The following is a 17112-nucleotide window of genomic DNA, read 5'->3' on the forward strand; positions in this document are numbered from 1 at the left end:
GCCGCAGCCTCCCGGTCCTACTCCAGCACGGTGCAGTCGGCGCGGCGCACTTCCTCGACGAAGGTGCGCATCCTGTAGCCGTCCTTGATGCCCGGCTCCAGTTCAATGCCGCTGGAGACGTCGACGCCCCACGGAAGGGTCGCCAGCACCGCGTCGTACACATTGTCCGGGGTCAGACCGCCGGCCAGCAGGAATGGCCGATGCAACCCGGTCGGGATGCGGGTCCAGTCGAATGCAACACCGGTACCGCCACCGCCACCCGGTGCGTGGCTGTCGAACAGGAAGCCGGCCGCGCTCGGATAGCGCAGTTGCAGGGTACGCGCGTTGACTTCCTCACGCCCCCCCATCGCGACCGCCTTCAGGTAAGGCATGTTGAAGCTGCGGCAGAAGCTCTCGTCCTCCTCGCCATGGAACTGCAGCAGGGTGGGCCGCACGGTGCGCAGCACTTCGCGCACCTCTTCCTTGCTGTTGTTGCGGAACAGCGCCACCACGTCGACCATCGGCGCGATCGCCTGGCGCATCGCGCGCGCTTCGGCGGGCGCAACCCGGCGGCTGCTCTCGCGGGCGAAGATGAAACCCACCGCATCCACGCCGAGCTCGCCGGCCAGGCGCACGTCGCCGGCACGGGTCATTCCACAGAACTTGATGCGTGTACGGTAGTAGGAGCGGCTCATAGCGTGACCTCGGCGGGCAGATGCCAGTTGTCGGGGTACAGCGGTCCAATAAACACCAGGCCCTGCGGCGGTGCAGTGGGACCGGCTACGGTGCGATCCCTTCCGGCCAGCAGCTCGGCGATCCACTCCACCGGTTTCTCGCCGCTGCCGACCAGGATCAGCGAACCGACGATATTGCGAACCATGTGATGAAGGAATGCATTGCCCTGTACCGCCACCTCGATCACCTCGCCGTGGCGGCTGACCTGCAGTGACTGCAGCTCGCGCCGCGCATGCAGGGCCTGGCACTGGACCGAGCGGAACGCGCTGAAGTCGTTCTCACCCAGCAGCGCCTGCCCGGCCGTGTGCATCAGCGTCGCGTCCAGTGCGCGACGCTCCCAGCTCAGCGTCTGCCGGTCCAGCGCCGGCCGTACTTCGCGATTGAGCAGCCGGTAACGGTAGCGGCGCGCCCGCGCTGAGAACCGCGCATGGAAATCCTCCGCCACCGGTACGCACCAGCGCACCGCGATCGAGCGCGGCAGGCGGGTGGTGGTACCCAGCATCCAGGCGCGCGGGTCGCGCACTATGTCGGTATCGAAATGCACGACCTGGCACTGGCCGTGCACGCCGGCGTCGGTTCGGCCAGCGCAGACCACCTGCAGCGGCGCGTCGGCCACCGAAGACAGGGCCTGCTCAAGACTGGCCTGGACGCTGGGACCGCCCTCTCCCAGGTTCTGCCAGCCTCTGAAATCGCTGCCGTCGTACTCGACGCCAAGCGCATAACGCATGTGCTACCTCGATGTTGCGGAGTGGACGACGCTCAGGCCGGATCGCGTTCCGACCAGACCGCCAGTTCATTGCCACCGGGTTCGACGAACTGGAAGCGGCTGCCGCCCGGGAAGGAGAACACCGGCCGCACCACCTCACCACCCGCCTGGCGCACGGCCATTTCGGCGGGGGCCAGCTGATCGGCGTACAGCACCAGCAGCGGGGCACCTTCAGTAGCGCGTTGCGGCTGGCCGCGGAAGAAGCCCCCCTGCAGGCGACCATCGTCGAAGGCGGTGTAGTCGCTGCCGTAATCGACGAACGACCAGCCGAACACCTTCTCGAAGAAGGCACGGCTGGCGGCCGGGTCGCGGGACGCGAACTCAACATAGTCGATGCGACGCTCGCGGGTCATGGCAGGGTCCTTGTCGAAGGTATCGGTCACGGCAGCCGGGCCAGCAGCTCGCGCGCCTGCGCCTGGCAGTCCGGGTCGCCCCCTTCGGCAACCTCCAGCAGCAGGGTACGCGCGGTCTGTGCGTCGCCCAGATCCAGGTAGGCGATCGCCAGCTCCAGGCGTTCCTGCCCAGCGCGGGGCGACCAGGTGTCGCCGGCATCCTCCACCGACGGGGCGTCGTTGTCCTGCAGATCGGCGGGCAGGTCGAACACGCCGCGGAACTGCGGCTGCTGCTCGGCATGCAGCGCGTAGTCCGGGACCGAAACCCCGGAATCGGCTTCCTGGGCCGTCGGCCGGCCAACACCCCTCTCGTCCACCGGTTCGTCCCAGCGCGGCAGGTCGGTCACGGGTTCCGGCAACGGTGCCTCGTCCTTGCCATCGCCCGACGGCTGCTTGTCCGTGCCGCCCGATCCGTCTTCGGATCGGGCGTCGGCGATCGTCGCCCAGGCCGGCATCGCCGGCTCCTGGCGCCCGCTGTCGGCATCGGCGGTAGACCACGCAGACTGCTCGGCCAGCGTATCGAGCGCGGCACCGGCTGGCACGGCCGCCGCCAGAGCTGTGGCATCGTCTTCCTCGCGCAGCGGCGGCAGCGGCGATGGCTTGCGACGGCGCAGCAACCATGCGGCGCCTGCCAGCACCAGCAGCACCGGCAGTCCCAGCCAGTACCACGGCGTTCCGGCGTCACGCGCGCCCGGCGCCTGTGCCAGCCGTTGCTGGGCCGCCGCCAGGTCGTTGTCCTTCATCGCGATCAGCGACTGCTGTTGTGCCTTCAGCGTCTCCAGTTCGGCCACACGCTGTTTCAGCTCGCCGATCTCGGCATCGCGGGTGGCGATGTCCTCGCGCGCCTGGCGAAGTTGTTCGTTGCCCAGCATGTCACCCTCGCTGCCGGCTCCGGTGCCGGTGGTTGTGCCCGCGTGCGCGGCGTCGGACGCCAGCGCCGGGGCGATCTCAAGTCGTGCCCCGGCCGCGGCGGCCGGAGAAGTGGCCCGCGCAGCGACCGCAGGTGCAGGAACGCCTGCCGCCTGCGGCACGGTACGCGCCTGCCGCCACTGCGCGGCGTGTTCGCGGACCAGGGCACCGGCTTCGGCCGCATCCACAGCCGCCAGCGCGTCACTGCCGGGCATGCGCAGTACCGCACCCTGTTTGAGCAGGTTGATGTTGCCCCGGATGAAGGCCTCGGGATTGGCACGCAGCAGCGCAATCATCGCCCGGTCGCGGCTGACCTGGTTGCCGCGGGCGACCGCGCTGGCGATCTGCGACAAGGTCTGCCCGCGCTGCACGGTAATGCTGCCATCGGCAGCCGGCGGCAACGACGGTGCAGCGGCAGCGCGCGGACGCACCGGTGCAGCCGCCGTGGTCGCACTGGCCGGCGTCCCGCCCTGTGCAGGCGCCGGTACCGCCGCCTCGGCGGGCGGATCGCGGGCGATGGTATTGGAGAGCGTGCCCGCCGGTGCGACGATTTCCGGTTCCGCCACGGCCAGCGCGCTGGAGGGCGCATCGATCAGGGCCGAATACTCGCGCACCAACCGCCCCTGCCCCCAGTCGGCCTCGACCAGGAAGCTCAGCGACGGCGTCTCCACCGGCATCTGCGAGGTGACCCGCACCACGGCCCGCCCCTGCGCATTGCGGGTCAGCTCGAACTGGAGCTCGCCCACCAGGCCGGTCGGCTGTTGCAGGCCGACACGTTCGAACGTGGCTGGCGATGCCAGCGCCACGCGCAGATTCTCCAGCTCCGAAGGATCGGCGGACACCACCGGAATCTCCGCCAGCAGCGGCTGACCGGGTCTGGACAGGACGCGGATGTCGCCCAGCCCCAGCGCGAACACCGGACTGCTGGCCAGAGCCAGCAGTGCGGCAGACAGATAGGTGAGCGGGCGCGATGCGCCCTTGGCCCGTTTATTCATGGGCGACACTATAAAGCGTGCGGACCGGGGTCCGCACGCACAGAGCAGCCCAGGGCGCCCGGGCTGTCGATCAACGCTGCTCGGCAGCGACCAGCTCTGCCAGCTGCACCGCGTTCAGGGCTGCGCCCTTGCGCACGTTGTCCGACACGATCCACAGATTGAGGCCACGCGGATGCGACAGATCCTCGCGGATGCGGCCGACGTACACCGCATCGGTGCCCGATGCGTGGGTGACCGGCGTCGGATAGCCGCCGGCTTCATGGCGGTCGACCACCTCGATGCCGGGCGACTGTTCAAGAAGCGCACGGGCCTCGGCCACGGTGACCTTGTCGCGGGTCTCGATCGCCACCGACTCGGAATGGCCGTAGAACACCGGCACGCGCACCGCGGTCGGGTTCACCAGGATGCTGTCGTCGCCCAGGATCTTGCGGGTTTCCCACACCAGCTTCATTTCTTCCTTGGTGAAGCCGTTGTCCTGGAAGTCGTCGATGTGCGGGATCAGGTTGAAGGCGATCTGCACCGGGAAACGCTGCGGATCGATCTCCTGGAAACTCAGCAGCTGGCCGGTCTGCTTGCCCAGCTCCTCCAGTGCGGAGCGTCCACCGCCGGACACCGACTGATAGGTGGAGACGTTGATGCGCTCGATGCCATAGCGACGATGCAGCGGCGCCAGCGCGACCAGCATCTGCATGGTCGAGCAGTTGGGGTTGGCGATGATGCCGCGCGGACGATTGCCGATCTGGTCCGGATTGACCTCCGATACCACCAGCGGGACGTCATCGTCGTAACGGAAGGCCGAGGAGTTGTCGATCACCACCGCACCGGCGGCGGCGAACTTCGGTGCGTACTCCTTGGAGACGCTGCCACCTGCGGAGAACAGGGCGATCTCCACACCCTTCGGATCGAAGCTCGCCAGGTCCTGGATCCTGACCTTCTCGCCGTTGAACTCGACCTCACCACCGGCCGAACGCTCGGAGGCAAGCAGGCTCAGGGTTCCGACCGGGAAACCGCGCTCGGCCAGGATGGCCAGCATGGTCTCGCCGACGGCGCCGGTGGCACCGACGATGGCGACATGGAAGCGGCGTTGTGCATTGCTCATGGGGGAACTCTCAAGAAAACGGATGGGAAAAATTCACGCACGACAGCTGGGTTCGGGGAACCTCCTCGGACGGAACGCGCGGAGGCTCCCTATCGTTTCCCGTTTTTTTTGCCCAGGGCGGCACGTGCGGCCAGCGCCGCGTCGGCATTGATCGCGCTCGGCATGTGCGCCGGCCCGCCGGCCAGGCCGAGCGCGGCCAGCAGGTTGTCCACGGCCCGCTGCACCATCGCCGTACGCGTGGCCAGCGAAGCGCTGCCGATGTGCGGGGTCAGCACGACGTTGCGCAGCGCCAGCAGTTCCGGGCGTACGGCCGGCTCGCCTTCGTAGACGTCCAGCCCGGCAGCGGCCAGGCGCCCATGGGCCAGTGCATCGGCCAGCGCTGTTTCGTCGACCAGGCCTCCGCGCGCGATGTTCACCAGCGTGGCCGTCGGTTTCATCTTCGCCAGCGCAGCGGCGTCGATCAGGTGGTGCGAGGCCGGGGTGTAAGGCAGCACGAGCACCAGATGGTCGGACTGCGCCAGCAGCGTATCCAGATCGACATAAGCGGCACCGACTGCTGCTTCGGCATCTGCTGGCAGTCGCGAGCGGTTGTGGTACAGCACCTTCATGCCGAAACCATGCGCGCCACGACGGGCGATGCCCTGGCCGATCCGCCCCATGCCGAGAATGCCCAGGGTGCTGCCGTGGATGTCGGCACCGAGCATGGTCTGGAACGACCATTGCTGCCAGTGCCCTTCACGCAGCCAGCGCTCGGATTCGGTGATCCGGCGCGCGGCGGCCATCAGCAGTGCGAAGCCCAGATCGGCGGTGGTCTCGGTAAGCACGTCGGGGGTATTGCTGGCCAGGATGCCCGCCGCGCTGAGCGCGGTCACATCCAGGTTGTTGTAGCCCACGCCGACGTTGGCAACGACCTGCAGCCGCGAGGCATTGGCCAGCTCGGCCGCGCCGATACGCTCGTTGAGGGTGATGATCGCGCCATCGGCGCTGGCCAGTTGTGCGGCGATCTGCTCAGGCGACCACACGGTGACGGCGTCGGTGGTGCGCAGCTGCACGCGATCACGCAGCGGCGCGATGGCCGCCTCGATCAGCGGCTGGCTCACCCACACCGTCGGCCGCGTTTCAGCCATCGACCTGCCCGGGAATGCGGGGCGTGATGGTGCCGACATCGCCGCATTGCGCGCGGTGACGCAATGCCTGGTCCATCAGCACCAGCGCCACCATCGCTTCGGCGATCGGCGTGGCGCGGATGCCGACGCAGGGATCATGGCGGCCAGTGGTGACCACTTCGACCACGTTGCCGGCGGTGTCCAGCGATGGGCCCGGCAGGCGCAGGCTGGAGGTCGGCTTCAACACCATCGACGCGACCACCGGCTGGCCGGTGGAAATGCCGCCCAGGATGCCGCCCGCGTGATTGCTGGCGAAACCCTGCGGGGTCAGCAGGTCACGGTGTTCGGTGCCCTTCTGGGCCGCGCTGGCGAACCCGTCGCCGATCTCCACGCCCTTGACCGCGTTGATGCTCATCAGCGCCGCCGCAAGCTCGCCATCGAGCTTGCCGTAGATCGGCTCGCCCCAGCCCGGGGGCACGTTGTCGGCAACCACGTCCACGCGCGCGCCGACCGAATCGCCGGACTTGCGCAGCGCATCCATGTACGCCTCCAGCTCCGGCACCTGCGCGGCGTGCGGCCAGAAGAACGGATTGTCTTCCACCGCCGACCAGTCGAAACCTGCAGGAGTGATACCGCCCAGCTGCGACAGATACCCGCGCACGGTGACGCCGAAGCGCTCGGCCAGCCACTTCTTGGCGACCACGCCCGCGGCCACGCGCATGGTGGTCTCGCGCGCCGAGGAACGGCCACCGCCCCGCGGATCGCGGATGCCGTACTTGTGCCAGTAGCTGTAGTCGGCATGGCCCGGCCGGAACTGCTGGCCGATGTTCGCGTAGTCCTTGCTGCGCTGATCGGTGTTGCGGATCAGCAGCGCGATCGGCGTGCCGGTGGTCAGGCCCTCGTACACGCCGGACAGGATCTCGACCTCGTCGGCCTCGCGCCGCGCCGACGTGTGCCGGCTCTTGCCGGTGGCACGGCGCTGCAGATCGTGGGCAAATTCGGCCGCGTCCAGCGCCAGCCCGGGCGGACAGCCATCGATCACGCAGCCGATGGCCGGCCCGTGCGACTCGCCGAACGTGGTGACGGTGAACAGCTTGCCGAACGAATTGGAGCTCACGGCCGTTGCGCCGCCAGTTCGGTGATGCGGGCGCTGTGGGCGATCAGCTCGCGGCATTCGACCGCGAAAATGCCCATCTGCCCGACCTTGAACTCGATCCAGGCGAAGTCCACTTCCGGCAGGAGCTTGACCAGGTGCTGCTCGGACTCGCCCACTTCGCAGATCAGCAGGCCGTCCTCGCTCAGGTGCAGCGGCGCATCGCGCAGGATCTTCAGCACCAGGTCCAGGCCGTCATCGCCGGCACGCAGGCCCATTTCCGGCTCGTAGGAATATTCCTGCGGCAGGGCATCGGTCTCGTCGTTGGTGACGTACGGCGGGTTGGTGACGATCAGGTCGTAATGGCGGCCGGTCAGGCCACTGAACAGGTCGGACTTGATCAGCGTGACGTTGTGCGCCTGCAGGCGCTCCTTGTTCTCTTCGGCCAGCGACAGTGCGTCGTCGCTCAGGTCCACGCCGTCCACCTCCCAGTTCGGGTAATAGTGGCCCATGGCGATGGCGATGCAGCCCGAACCCGTACACAGATCCAGCGCGCGGCTGACGTCGCGGCCGGCCAGCCAGGGTTCGAAACCACACTCGATCAGCTCGGCGATCGGCGAACGCGGCACCAGGGCGCGCGCGTCGCTCTTGAAGCTCAGGCCGGCGAACCACGCCTCGCCGGTCAGGTAGGCGGCCGGGATACGTTCGTCGATGCGGCGCTGGAACAGCTCCAGCACCCGCACCTTCTCCTCCTGCAGCAACCGCGCCTGGCCATACGCCGGGCCCAGGTCATGCGGCAGGTGCAGGCTGTGCAGCACCAGTTGGGTCGCCTCGTCCAGGGCGTTGTCGTAGCTGTGCCCGAAGGTCAGCCCGGCGGCGTTGAAACGGCTGGTGCCGTAGCGGATCAGGTCGATGATCGTGTGGAGTTCGGCGGCCGTTTCAGCGGTCATGGCGGTACTGCGGGCAAAGTGGCCCCCGATTATAGGGGCTGGCGCCTGCGCCGGCATCCGTTGCGACGGAAACGATCAGGCCGCAGCCGGTATGATGGGGACCACTTCGCGCGGGGGCTCCCATGTTCAATCGCAACGTCGGCATCATCCTGCTGATCGCCCTGGCGGCGGGCCTGGGCCTGCTCGCCGCGCAGCAGGTCTTTGCTCCGAAGCCCCCGGCCGGCCAGCCGGCCACCGAAGCGATCACCCTGTACCCGCAGCCGCGCGAGCTGCCCGACTTCAACCTGGCCCAGTCCGATGGCACGCGGCTCATTCCGGGCGAGTTGAAGGGCCATTGGACCCTGGTGTTCCTGGGGTTCACCTTCTGCCCCGACGTGTGCCCGACCACCCTGGCCGAACTGGCCGGTGCGCAGCAGCAGTGGGAAGCACTGCCCGACGGGCTGCGTCCGCGGGTGCTGTTCGTCTCCGTCGATCCCGAGCGCGACAGCGCCACCCGCCTTGGCGAGTACGCGCACGGCTTCCACAGGGACACCCTGGCGGCCACCGCCGACGTCCCTTCGCTGGAACGCTTCGCCACCGCACTGGGCTTCGTGTTCCAGAAGGTGCCGGGCAAGCATTTCGATGAGAATCCCGAGGATTACACCGTCGAGCACTCGGCCAGCCTGGCCGTGCTCGATCCGCAGGGCCGGCTCGCCGGCCTGGTGCGCCCCCCGTTCAACGCGCCGGCGATCGCCCGCGACCTGCAGAAGCTGACCGAGAAAACCGCCCCATGAGCCTCACCACCGCCCTGACATACGCCCTGCCCCATCGCCTGTTGTCCTCGATGGCGCGCTCGCTGGCGTACTCGGACAACCCGCGCGTGTCGCGCTGGCTGATCGACACCGTCAGCCGCAGGTTCAACGTCAATCTGGACGAAGCCGCCAACCCCGACCCGCGCAGTTACGCCACCTTCAACCAGTTCTTCACCCGTGCGCTGAAACCGGGCGCACGCGTGGCCGATGCCGATCCGCGCACCCTGGTGATGCCGGCCGACGGCCGTGTCAGCCAGCTCGGCAACATCGAGGCCGGCCGCATCTTCCAGGCCAAGGGCCAGTCGTTCACCGCCGCCGAGCTGCTGGGCAGCGCCGAGGACGCCAAGCCGTTCAACGACGGCCTGTACGCGACCGTCTACCTGTCCCCGCGCGACTACCACCGTGTGCACATGCCCTGGACCGGCACCCTGCGCGAGACCGTGCATGTGCCAGGCCGCCTTTTCAGCGTGGGTCCGGCCGCCGTGGCAGGCGTGCCACGCCTGTTCGCACGCAACGAGCGCCTGGTCTGCCATTTCGATACCAGCTTCGGCCCGATGGTGAGCGTGATGGTCGGCGCGCTGCTGGTCTCCGGCGTGGAGACAGTGTGGAGCGGCGAGGAGATCCCGCAGTACGGTGACCGCATCACCCGCAAGGACTATCGCGGCCAGGGCATCCGCCTGGAGCGCTTCGCGGAGATGGCACGCTTCAACTATGGCTCCACCGTGGTCGTGCTGCTGCCGCCGGGCGTGGCGGAGTTCGCTCCACACCTGGCTGCGGAGTCACCGGTGCAGCTCGGCCAGGCCCTGGCCACGCTGCGCTGACAATCCCGCCACCGGGTTGCTGCGTAGCGCCGGGCACGCGCCCTGCACTACGCACAGGCCCCTACTGCAGGGTGGGGGCCGGGCCGACGTCCATGCCGTCGTAGTCTTCCACACCCATCTGCGCTGCCAGCGCTGCCAGCTCCTGGTTGCGGCGATCCAGCGACGCTTCGTCGTGGACCTCCACGCGCTCCACATGCAGCACGTGGAACGGCGCGTCCCCCTCGTCCGGCTCCTGCTCGAACACCTCCACCAGGGTGTAGCCCTGCGCCTGCAGATGCGCGGCCAGTGCCTGCAGCGGCTCGGCAGTGGAATGCACGAAGAAATAGCCCCACAGCAGCGGGCCGCTGATGTCCCAGTCGGTGTTTTCGCGCAGATTGGCGAACAGGTTGCGGGTTGCTTCAAGGTCCATGGCAGTTCCAGAGGTCGTGGAGATTACTTTTCGCAGCCCTGCAGCTTCAGCGCCTGGCCTTGGCGCAGGCTGTAGGCCGGTGCCTTCAGACCGTTGGCGCGTGCCAGCGTCGGCACGTCGCACTGGAATTTGGCCGCGATGCGGCCCAGCGTCTCGCCGCGGCCGACCTTGTAGCTGCGTGCCGGCTTCGGTCGCGCGGCCGGTGCCGGCCGAGGCGCGGCCACTGCCGCCACCGGTGCGGTCGGTACGCTGGTCGAACTGGCTGCATCGGCCACCGGCACCACGCCGCCCACCGCCACGCTGCCGGTGTAGCTGGCAGCGCTTGGCCGCACGATGGCGGCATTGAGGTCGGCCGTGATCAGGGTGCGCGCCAGGTCGGCACGCGGTCCGCTCACGCAGTTGCGCTGATACAGGCTCGCGATGCGGGTGGTTGCGTTGATCAGGGTGCCGGCCGGAATCCAGCCATCAGCCTCATAACGCGGATTGAGGTTGCGCAGCGCACGCATGTAGCCATCACGGGTGCCGTGGCTGCCCAGGCAGATGGTCAGCTCGTAGATGGTGGTCGAGCGCGCCAGGCGCAGGGTGGCCGGCTGCGCGCTGATCTTCGGGAACTCCACGCCGTACTGCTGGGGGTGCAGGAAGATCCACGCCGCAGCGATCACCATCGGCACGTAATCCTTGGTTTCACCGGGGAACTGGTTGTAGACACGGTCGACCCAGAAGCTCTGCCCCGGATTCTCGCGCGCCACGCGCAGGGCGCGCCCTTCACCCCCGTTGTACCCGGCCAGCGACAACTCGATGTTGTTGTTGAGCTCGCGCATGCGCTCGTTGAGATAGGTCGCACCGGCTTCAGCAGCGCTGTGGGCATCGAAGCGGGTATCGAACCCGGTGCCGTCCGGACCGAGGCCGAAACGCCGCCCGGTGGCCGGCATGAACTGCATCAGGCCGGCGGCGCCAGCGCGCGAGGACGCATGCACGCGGCCATTGGATTCCTTGGCCATGATGCCGAACAGGAGCGCTTCGGGCAGGCCGCGCTTCTCCCACTCCGGCCACATCACGGCACGCAGGTTCTGGTAGTTCTCGTAGCTGGTCAGCAGCGCCGGACGCATGTCGGTCAGCCAGCGGCGGATGCCGGCCTGGACGGCCGGGTTGTACTCGACCATGTTGTCGAAGGCGTGCCGCTTGTCGTTGAGCAGTGCCGCTGCGCGTGCGGCTTCCGGCACGTCGGCGGTCAACGGACCGATATGGTCGGGGTCGGCTTCCAGCCGCTCGGCGGGCAGTTCACCGCCCTCGTCTTCCGCGGCCGCATCGGCATCGCGCTTGAGCAGGCGCTTGTAGGTGGCCAGCATGTTGCTCATCTGACAACCCTTCTGCTTCACGCACTCACTGATGACATCCTCCATGTCCTCCAGCGCCGCGTCGGCCTCGTTGCTGCCCTTGGGGTCGGCGTTGGCCACCAGCAGCAGCGCATCGCTGTAACGCTTCTCGGCAGCCGTCATGCGCTGCTGCAGGGCATCTACCTTCACTTTGTCCCGGGCGGAAACCCGCTGGGCGTGGGCATCGGGGGCCAGGGAAACCAGGCCAGCCAGGGCCAGCAACGGCCAGGTGCGGGAAATCAGGACAGGAACGGGCATTTTTGGCACTGTGTGCGAAACAGGCAGGCAGAGTAGCGGCGCCGCCAAGGTCGGGGCAAGCCGACCTTCGGGCCGTCATCGCTGCCGGTTAACATTGGGCGCATTCACCACAAGGGCTGGACCATGGATCCGATTCTGCTCGGCAAAGGCATCACCGACGATGTGGCCGTCACCCTGCTGCCGAAACTCGGCAACCGCCACGGGCTGGTGGCGGGCGCCACCGGCACCGGCAAGACCGTGACCCTGATGACCCTGGCCGAAGGATTCTCGCGGCTCGGGGTTCCGGTGTTCCTCGCTGATGTGAAGGGCGATGTGTCCGGCCTGGCCGTGCCCGGCACGGGCAGCGAAGCGCTGCTGAAGCGCGCCGCGGACATCGGCGTGGCCGACTATGCGCCGGCAGGCAGCCCGGCCATCTTCTGGGACCTGTACGGAAAGCTCGGCCACCCGGTGCGCACCACCGTCAGCGAGATGGGGCCGACCCTGCTCGCGCGCATCCTCGAATTGAATGACACCCAGGCCGGCGTGCTGGACATCGTGTTCAAGCTGGCCGACGACCGCGGCCTGCTGTTGCTGGACATGGATGATCTGCGGGCCCTGCTCGGCCTGGTCGCCGAAGAGCGCAAGGACATTTCCACCGAGTACGGACTGGTCAGCGCGCAGTCGATCGCAGCGATCCAGCGTGCCGTGCTGCGGCTGGCGCAGGACGGCGGTGAGAATTTCTTCGGCGAGCCGGCACTGGAACTGGCCGACATCATGCGGGTCAATCACGACGGCCGCGGTGTGATCGGCATCCTCGCCGCCGACCAGCTGGTGCTCAAGCCCAAGCTGTACTCGACCTTCCTGCTCTGGCTGCTGTCGGAACTGTTCGAACAGCTGCCGGAAGTGGGCGACCTCGACAAGCCCAAGCTGGTGTTCATCTTCGACGAGGCCCACCTGCTGTTCGACGATGCGCCATCCTCGCTGGTGCAGCGCATCGAGCAGGTGGTGCGGCTGATCCGCTCCAAGGGCGTGGGCGTGTACTTCTGCTCGCAGTTCCCCGACGACGTGCCCTCCAACATCCTGGGCCAGCTCGGCAACCGCGTGCAGCACGCGCTGCGGGCCTTCACGCCGCGCGACCAGAAGGCGGTCAGGACCGCTGCCGAAACCTTCGTGCCGAACCCGAAGCTGGACGTCGCCAAGGTGCTGAGCCAGCTCGGCACCGGTGAAGCACTGGTTTCCACGTTGCAGGACAAGGGCGTGCCGATGCCGGTCCAGCAGACGATGATCGCGCCGCCCCGCTGCCGGATGGGGCCGGTCACCGAGGCCGAGCGCGCACAGGTGCGTGCCGGCAGCCCGGTCGGCAGCCGCTACGACACGGCGGTCAACCGTGAATCGGCCGCCGAGCTGCTGGCCCAGCGGGCGCAGAAGAGCGTGGAGCAGGCCCAGACCCCGGCCGCGCGCAGCCGCGAGCAGGACGAGGCACAGGAAGGTGGATTCGGCCAGGCGATCAAGGATGCGATCTTCGGCACCAAGCGTCGCCAGGGCATGATTGAAACCATGGCCAAGCAGACCACGCGCACGGTCGGGACCAAGCTGGGCAACCAGATCGTGCGCGGCATCCTGGGCGGCATCTTCGGCGGCAAGCGCTGAGGCCCTTTCGTATTCCTGAGAAAAAGCTGTATTACATGTCCCGTTGGCGTCCGCCCGCAGAGAAAAGCACCGCCCTGATCACCGCCGCCGGCCACGCCCGGCTGAAAGCCGAGCTGGACGACCTGTGGCGGGTACGCCGGCCCGAGGTGGTGAAGGCGCTGGCCGCTGCCGCCGCCGAGGGCGACCGCTCGGAGAACGCCGAGTACACCTACCGCAAGAAGCAGCTGGGTGAAATCGACCGCCGCGTGCGCTACCTGACCAAGCGGCTCGAATCGCTGCGCGTGGTCGATACCACGCCGACCGATCCACAAGCGGTGTTCTTCGGTGCTTGGATCGAACTGGAGAACATCGACAGTGGTGAGACCAGCCGTTACCGCATCGTTGGGCCGGATGAAACCGACGCCGGCCTGGGCTGGATCAGCATCGACTCGCCGCTGGCGCGGGCCGTGCTGAAGAAGCGCCTGGACGATGAGTTCTCGGTGGAACTGCCGGGCGGCCGGTTCACTTTCGCGGTGATCAGCGTCGAGTACCCGTCTTCGTAACACCGAGCCCTCCCGGCGTTGCCGTCAATCCAGCGCCGGGCATGGCCCGGCGCTACCGGGGCAAGAGCGGCGGCGGGTACAGGCGGCCCTGCCGCAGCGGGCGGAAGTAGTCGGCGTTGCCATGGAAGGTGGCGTCCTGCTGCGGGTGCCAGCCGGGGATTCCGGCCAGTGGCAGCGGGCGCAGCTGCAGCGGATCGGTCACCGTCGCGCCCTGCTCGATCGCCCGGGCCACGGTCTCGATGCAGGCACCCTCATCATCGCCGCGCACCACCACGCACTTGCCGACCAGCAGGCGCCCCGGCAGCAACGCCTGTTCCATCAGTGCATGGCCGAACACCGCGGCGATGGTGATGCGACCGGCCTGCCAGTGCGGCGGCGCGAACAGCATCGGCCAGTCGTGGGCGTCCCACGCAGCGATCAGCGCATCGTCCTGGACGCACACGATCACGCCGGTCTCGTCGAACTGGGTCAGCGCCGCCTGCGCGCGATTACGTTGACCGGTTGGCATCGTGGCGACGTGCAGGCATTGCCGCCTGTTGAGCGCGTGCTTCAGCTGCGGGTGACACGCCCACACCAATGCATTGAACAGATCGTGCCAGCTCGCCGCACGGGTGGCGATACGCCCCTGCGCGATGCGCGTTTCGTAGTGCAGGCCATCGGCCAGCAACGCCGCATCCTGCTCGACCAGTCGCCGCCCGCGCAACGCCAGCCGCGCATCCAGCTCGGCAACGGTCGGCCAGCGGTCGCCGGACAGAAGATCGCGGAAGGCACGCACCCGGGCAAACAGCGGATGATCGAACACCGCCGGGTCCACCGCCGCGCGCGGCGGCGGCACGAATCGCCGAGGGCTGCCAGCGTGGCCGGCAGCACCCTCGGCCATGATCAGAGCACCTTCAGGTCGAAGGCCGGGCGCGTGGTCGGCGGCAGCGCGTCGCCATACAGATCGTGTTCGTCGCTCTCGGTGATCTCCACGTTGATGAATTCGCCTACGCGCAGCGGCACCTGGTCGGCATTCTGGATATGCACCAGTCCATCAATTTCCGGTGCATCGGCCCTGGAACGGGCCACGGCGATGTCACCTTCGATGGCATCGACCAGGCACTGCTGCACCGTGCCGATCTTGGCCTCCAGACGTGCGGCCGAGATCTGTGCCTGCTTTTCCATGAAGCGCGCCAGGCGCTCCTGCTTCACCTCTTCCGGGACAGGGTCCGGAAGAGCGTTGGCGGTAGCACCCTCGACCGGCGAATACGCGAACGCACCCACGCGGTCCAGCTGCGCCTCATCGAGGAACGACAGCAGCTCCTCGAACTCCGCTTCGGTCTCGCCCGGGAAACCGACGATGAAGGTCGAACGCACGGTGATGTCCGGCGCGATGCGACGCCAGTTCTGCACGCGCTCCAGCGTCTTCTCTACCGCACCGGGGCGCTTCATCAGTCGCAGGATACGCGGGCTGGCGTGCTGGAACGGAATGTCCAGGTACGGCAGGATGCGGTTCTCGGCCATCAACGGCACCACGTCATCCACGTGCGGGTACGGGTACACGTAGTGCATGCGCACCCACGCGTCCAGTTCGGACAGGCCCTCGCACAGCGCCTTCAGGCGGGTCTGGTAGGCCTTGTCGCGCCACATCTTCTCGGCGTACTTCACGTCCACGCCGTAGGCGGAGGTGTCCTGCGATACCACCAGCAGCTCACGCACACCGCCCCGGACCAGGCGCTCGGCTTCGCGCAGCACTTCATCGACCGGGCGCGAGACCAGCTTGCCGCGCATCGACGGAATGATGCAGAAACTGCACGCGTGGTTGCAGCCTTCGGAAATCTTCAGATAGGCGTAGTGGCGCGGGGTCAGCTTGATGCCGTAGTCGGGCACCAGGTCCACGAACGGATCATGCCGGGGCGGCAGCGCCTCATGCACCGCCTCCATCACGCTCTGGTAGTCCTGCGGGCCGGACACCGCCAGCACGTTCGGGTACGCCTCACGGATCTGTTCGGGGCGCTTGCCCAGGCAGCCGGTGACGATGACCTTGCCGTTCTGGTTCATCGCCTCGCCGATGGCGTCCAGCGACTCCGTCACCGCCGAGTCGATGAAGCCGCAGGTGTTGACCACCACCACGTCGGCCGAGTCATAGGACGGGACGATGTCGTATCCCTCCGACCGCAGCTGGGTCAGGATGCGCTCGGAATCGACAAGGGCCTTCGGGCAGCCAAGGCTGACGAAGCCGACTTTGGGGTTCAGCTGGGACATGGAATCGCGGGACTCTGGGGGCCTGGGCCCCTGCCGGAGTGGCAGGGGTTCCTGGGGGCCGGGGCCTGAAAGGGCGCCAGTATACCGGGGTTGGGGGCCGCGCTCTGAACGGCCCCGGGGTGTACTGAGGGGAGCGCCCCGGATTCTGCCCCACGTGCCATCTCCATCAGCAGGGTACTCGTGAATGGGTCAAGGCCCCCGGCGGCATGTGCTGAAACTCCGGCTCGGCCCGGCGGAACGCGCCCCGACGGCTCGACGCTCACGGAGAGGCAATCGTCTCACGGTCCACCGTCGCCACGGCCTCACGGGAGCGTTGATTGCGACATCAATAGACGTTGATTGATCCGTTGTTTGTTGGGCCCGCGTATTCATCGCTCGCGGAGGTCATGCAGCGCCTGTAGATTTCCCTGCCAACGAATTCTGGAAACGAGCAGTTCCCACCGAATTGAAATTGACTCCGATTGGCGCACTCCCACTGGGCGCCAATGCAAAAACGTAATACCCCGCCTTGGGCTGCGTCATGTCGCTGGAGGCTGGATTCGAATCCTCCGCCGGATCTGAATCACCCTCACAGGACCAACCAACGACTGCCGACTCGCCAGATATCACGGTTTCGCCACGGCGCGCCTTGGAGTTCATGACTTCGCAGGCGGCCTGGTGGTAGAGCTTTGTGGCTTCATTCTGATCATCGTAACCATATACAAAACCGCCCTTTCCATCCTTGAAAAGGCGCACCTGGATAGCCACGTCGCCGCCTTCGAAATCAGAGAGGCGCACCGTCCGCTCAACCCACTGCCTGCCATCCGATGACGCCATCTGGCGGTCCTGGTACGACGATTGGTTGGCCATAGCCACCGTGTGCATTGTTGCCATCCCCAATGCACACAGAAGGCGAAATTCCTTTTTCATTTCATGAAACTCCATTTATCGGGCGCCTGCGCCTTCACGCCGCGCCCCGGAAACATGCCGAGATATGATCAGCCCCACATCGCCCCTCCAGACTGGAGTTCCGCGAACG

17 protein-coding genes are annotated in these 17112 nt (G+C 67.5%); 4 read left to right on the plus strand and 13 right to left on the minus strand.

Going from position 1 to position 17112, the window contains the following annotated elements; genetic code table 11:
• Window positions 1–17: 17 nt before the first annotated feature.
• The 8 genes from ACZLIF_RS14770 to prmB form a co-directional block, all read right to left on the minus strand.
• Window positions 18–674, minus strand: coding sequence for a phosphoribosylanthranilate isomerase (locus ACZLIF_RS14770; RefSeq protein WP_053520071.1), 657 nt, complete (start codon window positions 672–674; stop codon window positions 18–20).
• The gene (truA, locus tag ACZLIF_RS14775) at window positions 671–1441 is read right to left on the minus strand and encodes a tRNA pseudouridine(38-40) synthase TruA (protein WP_128988879.1); all 771 of its coding nucleotides are present in this window, start codon (window positions 1439–1441) and stop codon (window positions 671–673) included. The genes ACZLIF_RS14770 and truA overlap by 4 nt, the downstream gene beginning before the upstream one ends.
• Window positions 1442–1473: 32 nt before the next feature.
• Window positions 1474–1833: a VOC family protein gene (locus tag ACZLIF_RS14780; RefSeq protein WP_074900255.1), complete on the minus strand. Its 360-nt coding sequence runs from the start codon at window positions 1831–1833 to the stop codon at window positions 1474–1476.
• 26 nt (window positions 1834–1859) lie between these two features.
• Window positions 1860–3776, minus strand: coding sequence for a motility hub landmark protein FimV (locus ACZLIF_RS14785; protein ID WP_128988877.1), 1917 nt, complete (start codon window positions 3774–3776; stop codon window positions 1860–1862).
• Between the two features lie 70 nt (window positions 3777–3846).
• Window positions 3847–4875: an aspartate-semialdehyde dehydrogenase gene (locus ACZLIF_RS14790; protein ID WP_053516858.1), complete on the minus strand. Its 1029-nt coding sequence runs from the start codon at window positions 4873–4875 to the stop codon at window positions 3847–3849.
• An 89-nt stretch (window positions 4876–4964) separates the two neighbouring features.
• The gene (locus tag ACZLIF_RS14795; protein ID WP_053516856.1) at window positions 4965–6002 is read right to left on the minus strand and encodes a 2-hydroxyacid dehydrogenase; all 1038 of its coding nucleotides are present in this window, start codon (window positions 6000–6002) and stop codon (window positions 4965–4967) included.
• Entirely contained in the window at window positions 5995–7098 is a 1104-nt protein-coding gene (gene aroC, locus ACZLIF_RS14800; protein ID WP_053516854.1) for a chorismate synthase, read from the minus strand. The genes ACZLIF_RS14795 and aroC overlap by 8 nt, the downstream gene beginning before the upstream one ends.
• The gene (gene prmB / locus ACZLIF_RS14805) at window positions 7095–8024 is read right to left on the minus strand and encodes a 50S ribosomal protein L3 N(5)-glutamine methyltransferase (RefSeq protein ID WP_053516852.1); all 930 of its coding nucleotides are present in this window, start codon (window positions 8022–8024) and stop codon (window positions 7095–7097) included. Before prmB ends, aroC begins: the two co-directional genes overlap by 4 nt.
• Window positions 8025–8146: 122 nt before the next feature.
• Between prmB and ACZLIF_RS14810 the strand changes: the two genes are divergently transcribed.
• A complete protein-coding gene (locus ACZLIF_RS14810; protein ID WP_065181843.1) occupies window positions 8147–8797 on the plus strand; it encodes an SCO family protein in 651 nt (216 codons plus the stop codon).
• Complete coding sequence (gene asd / locus ACZLIF_RS14815; protein WP_053516850.1) at window positions 8794–9636, plus strand: archaetidylserine decarboxylase; 843 nt, start codon at window positions 8794–8796, stop codon at window positions 9634–9636. Before ACZLIF_RS14810 ends, asd begins: the two co-directional genes overlap by 4 nt.
• A gap of 61 nt (window positions 9637–9697) precedes the next feature.
• On the opposite strand, the gene ACZLIF_RS14820 is transcribed toward asd, so the two are convergent.
• Window positions 9698–10045, minus strand: a complete 348-nt coding sequence (locus ACZLIF_RS14820) for a ribonuclease E inhibitor RraB (RefSeq protein ID WP_053516848.1) — start codon at window positions 10043–10045, stop codon at window positions 9698–9700.
• Window positions 10046–10068: 23 nt separating this feature from the next.
• A complete protein-coding gene (locus ACZLIF_RS14825) occupies window positions 10069–11679 on the minus strand; it encodes a transglycosylase SLT domain-containing protein (RefSeq protein WP_128988875.1) in 1611 nt (536 codons plus the stop codon).
• 123 nt (window positions 11680–11802) lie between these two features.
• Between ACZLIF_RS14825 and ACZLIF_RS14830 the strand changes: the two genes are divergently transcribed.
• Together ACZLIF_RS14830 and greB are read left to right on the plus strand one after the other, a co-directional pair.
• Window positions 11803–13308 (plus strand): helicase HerA-like domain-containing protein, encoded by a 1506-nt coding sequence (locus ACZLIF_RS14830; protein WP_053516846.1) that lies wholly within the window; start codon window positions 11803–11805, stop codon window positions 13306–13308.
• Between the two features lie 35 nt (window positions 13309–13343).
• Complete coding sequence (gene greB, locus ACZLIF_RS14835) at window positions 13344–13850, plus strand: transcription elongation factor GreB (RefSeq protein WP_053516845.1); 507 nt, start codon at window positions 13344–13346, stop codon at window positions 13848–13850.
• Window positions 13851–13902: 52 nt separating this feature from the next.
• Here greB and ACZLIF_RS14840 read toward each other — a convergent pair whose 3' ends face one another.
• The 3 genes from ACZLIF_RS14840 to ACZLIF_RS14850 all read right to left on the minus strand — a co-directional run bounded on the left by ACZLIF_RS14840 (window position 13903) and on the right by ACZLIF_RS14850 (window position 17003).
• The gene (locus ACZLIF_RS14840) at window positions 13903–14736 is read right to left on the minus strand and encodes a DUF3025 domain-containing protein (protein WP_478462644.1); all 834 of its coding nucleotides are present in this window, start codon (window positions 14734–14736) and stop codon (window positions 13903–13905) included.
• Entirely contained in the window at window positions 14733–16094 is a 1362-nt protein-coding gene (gene rimO, locus ACZLIF_RS14845) for a 30S ribosomal protein S12 methylthiotransferase RimO (protein WP_053516842.1), read from the minus strand. Before rimO ends, ACZLIF_RS14840 begins: the two co-directional genes overlap by 4 nt.
• A gap of 384 nt (window positions 16095–16478) precedes the next feature.
• Entirely contained in the window at window positions 16479–17003 is a 525-nt protein-coding gene (locus ACZLIF_RS14850) for a hypothetical protein (protein WP_128988871.1), read from the minus strand.
• Window positions 17004–17112: the final 109 nt, after the last annotated feature.

The sequence above is a fragment of the Stenotrophomonas sp. 2201_Sma genome, assembly GCF_056486685.1.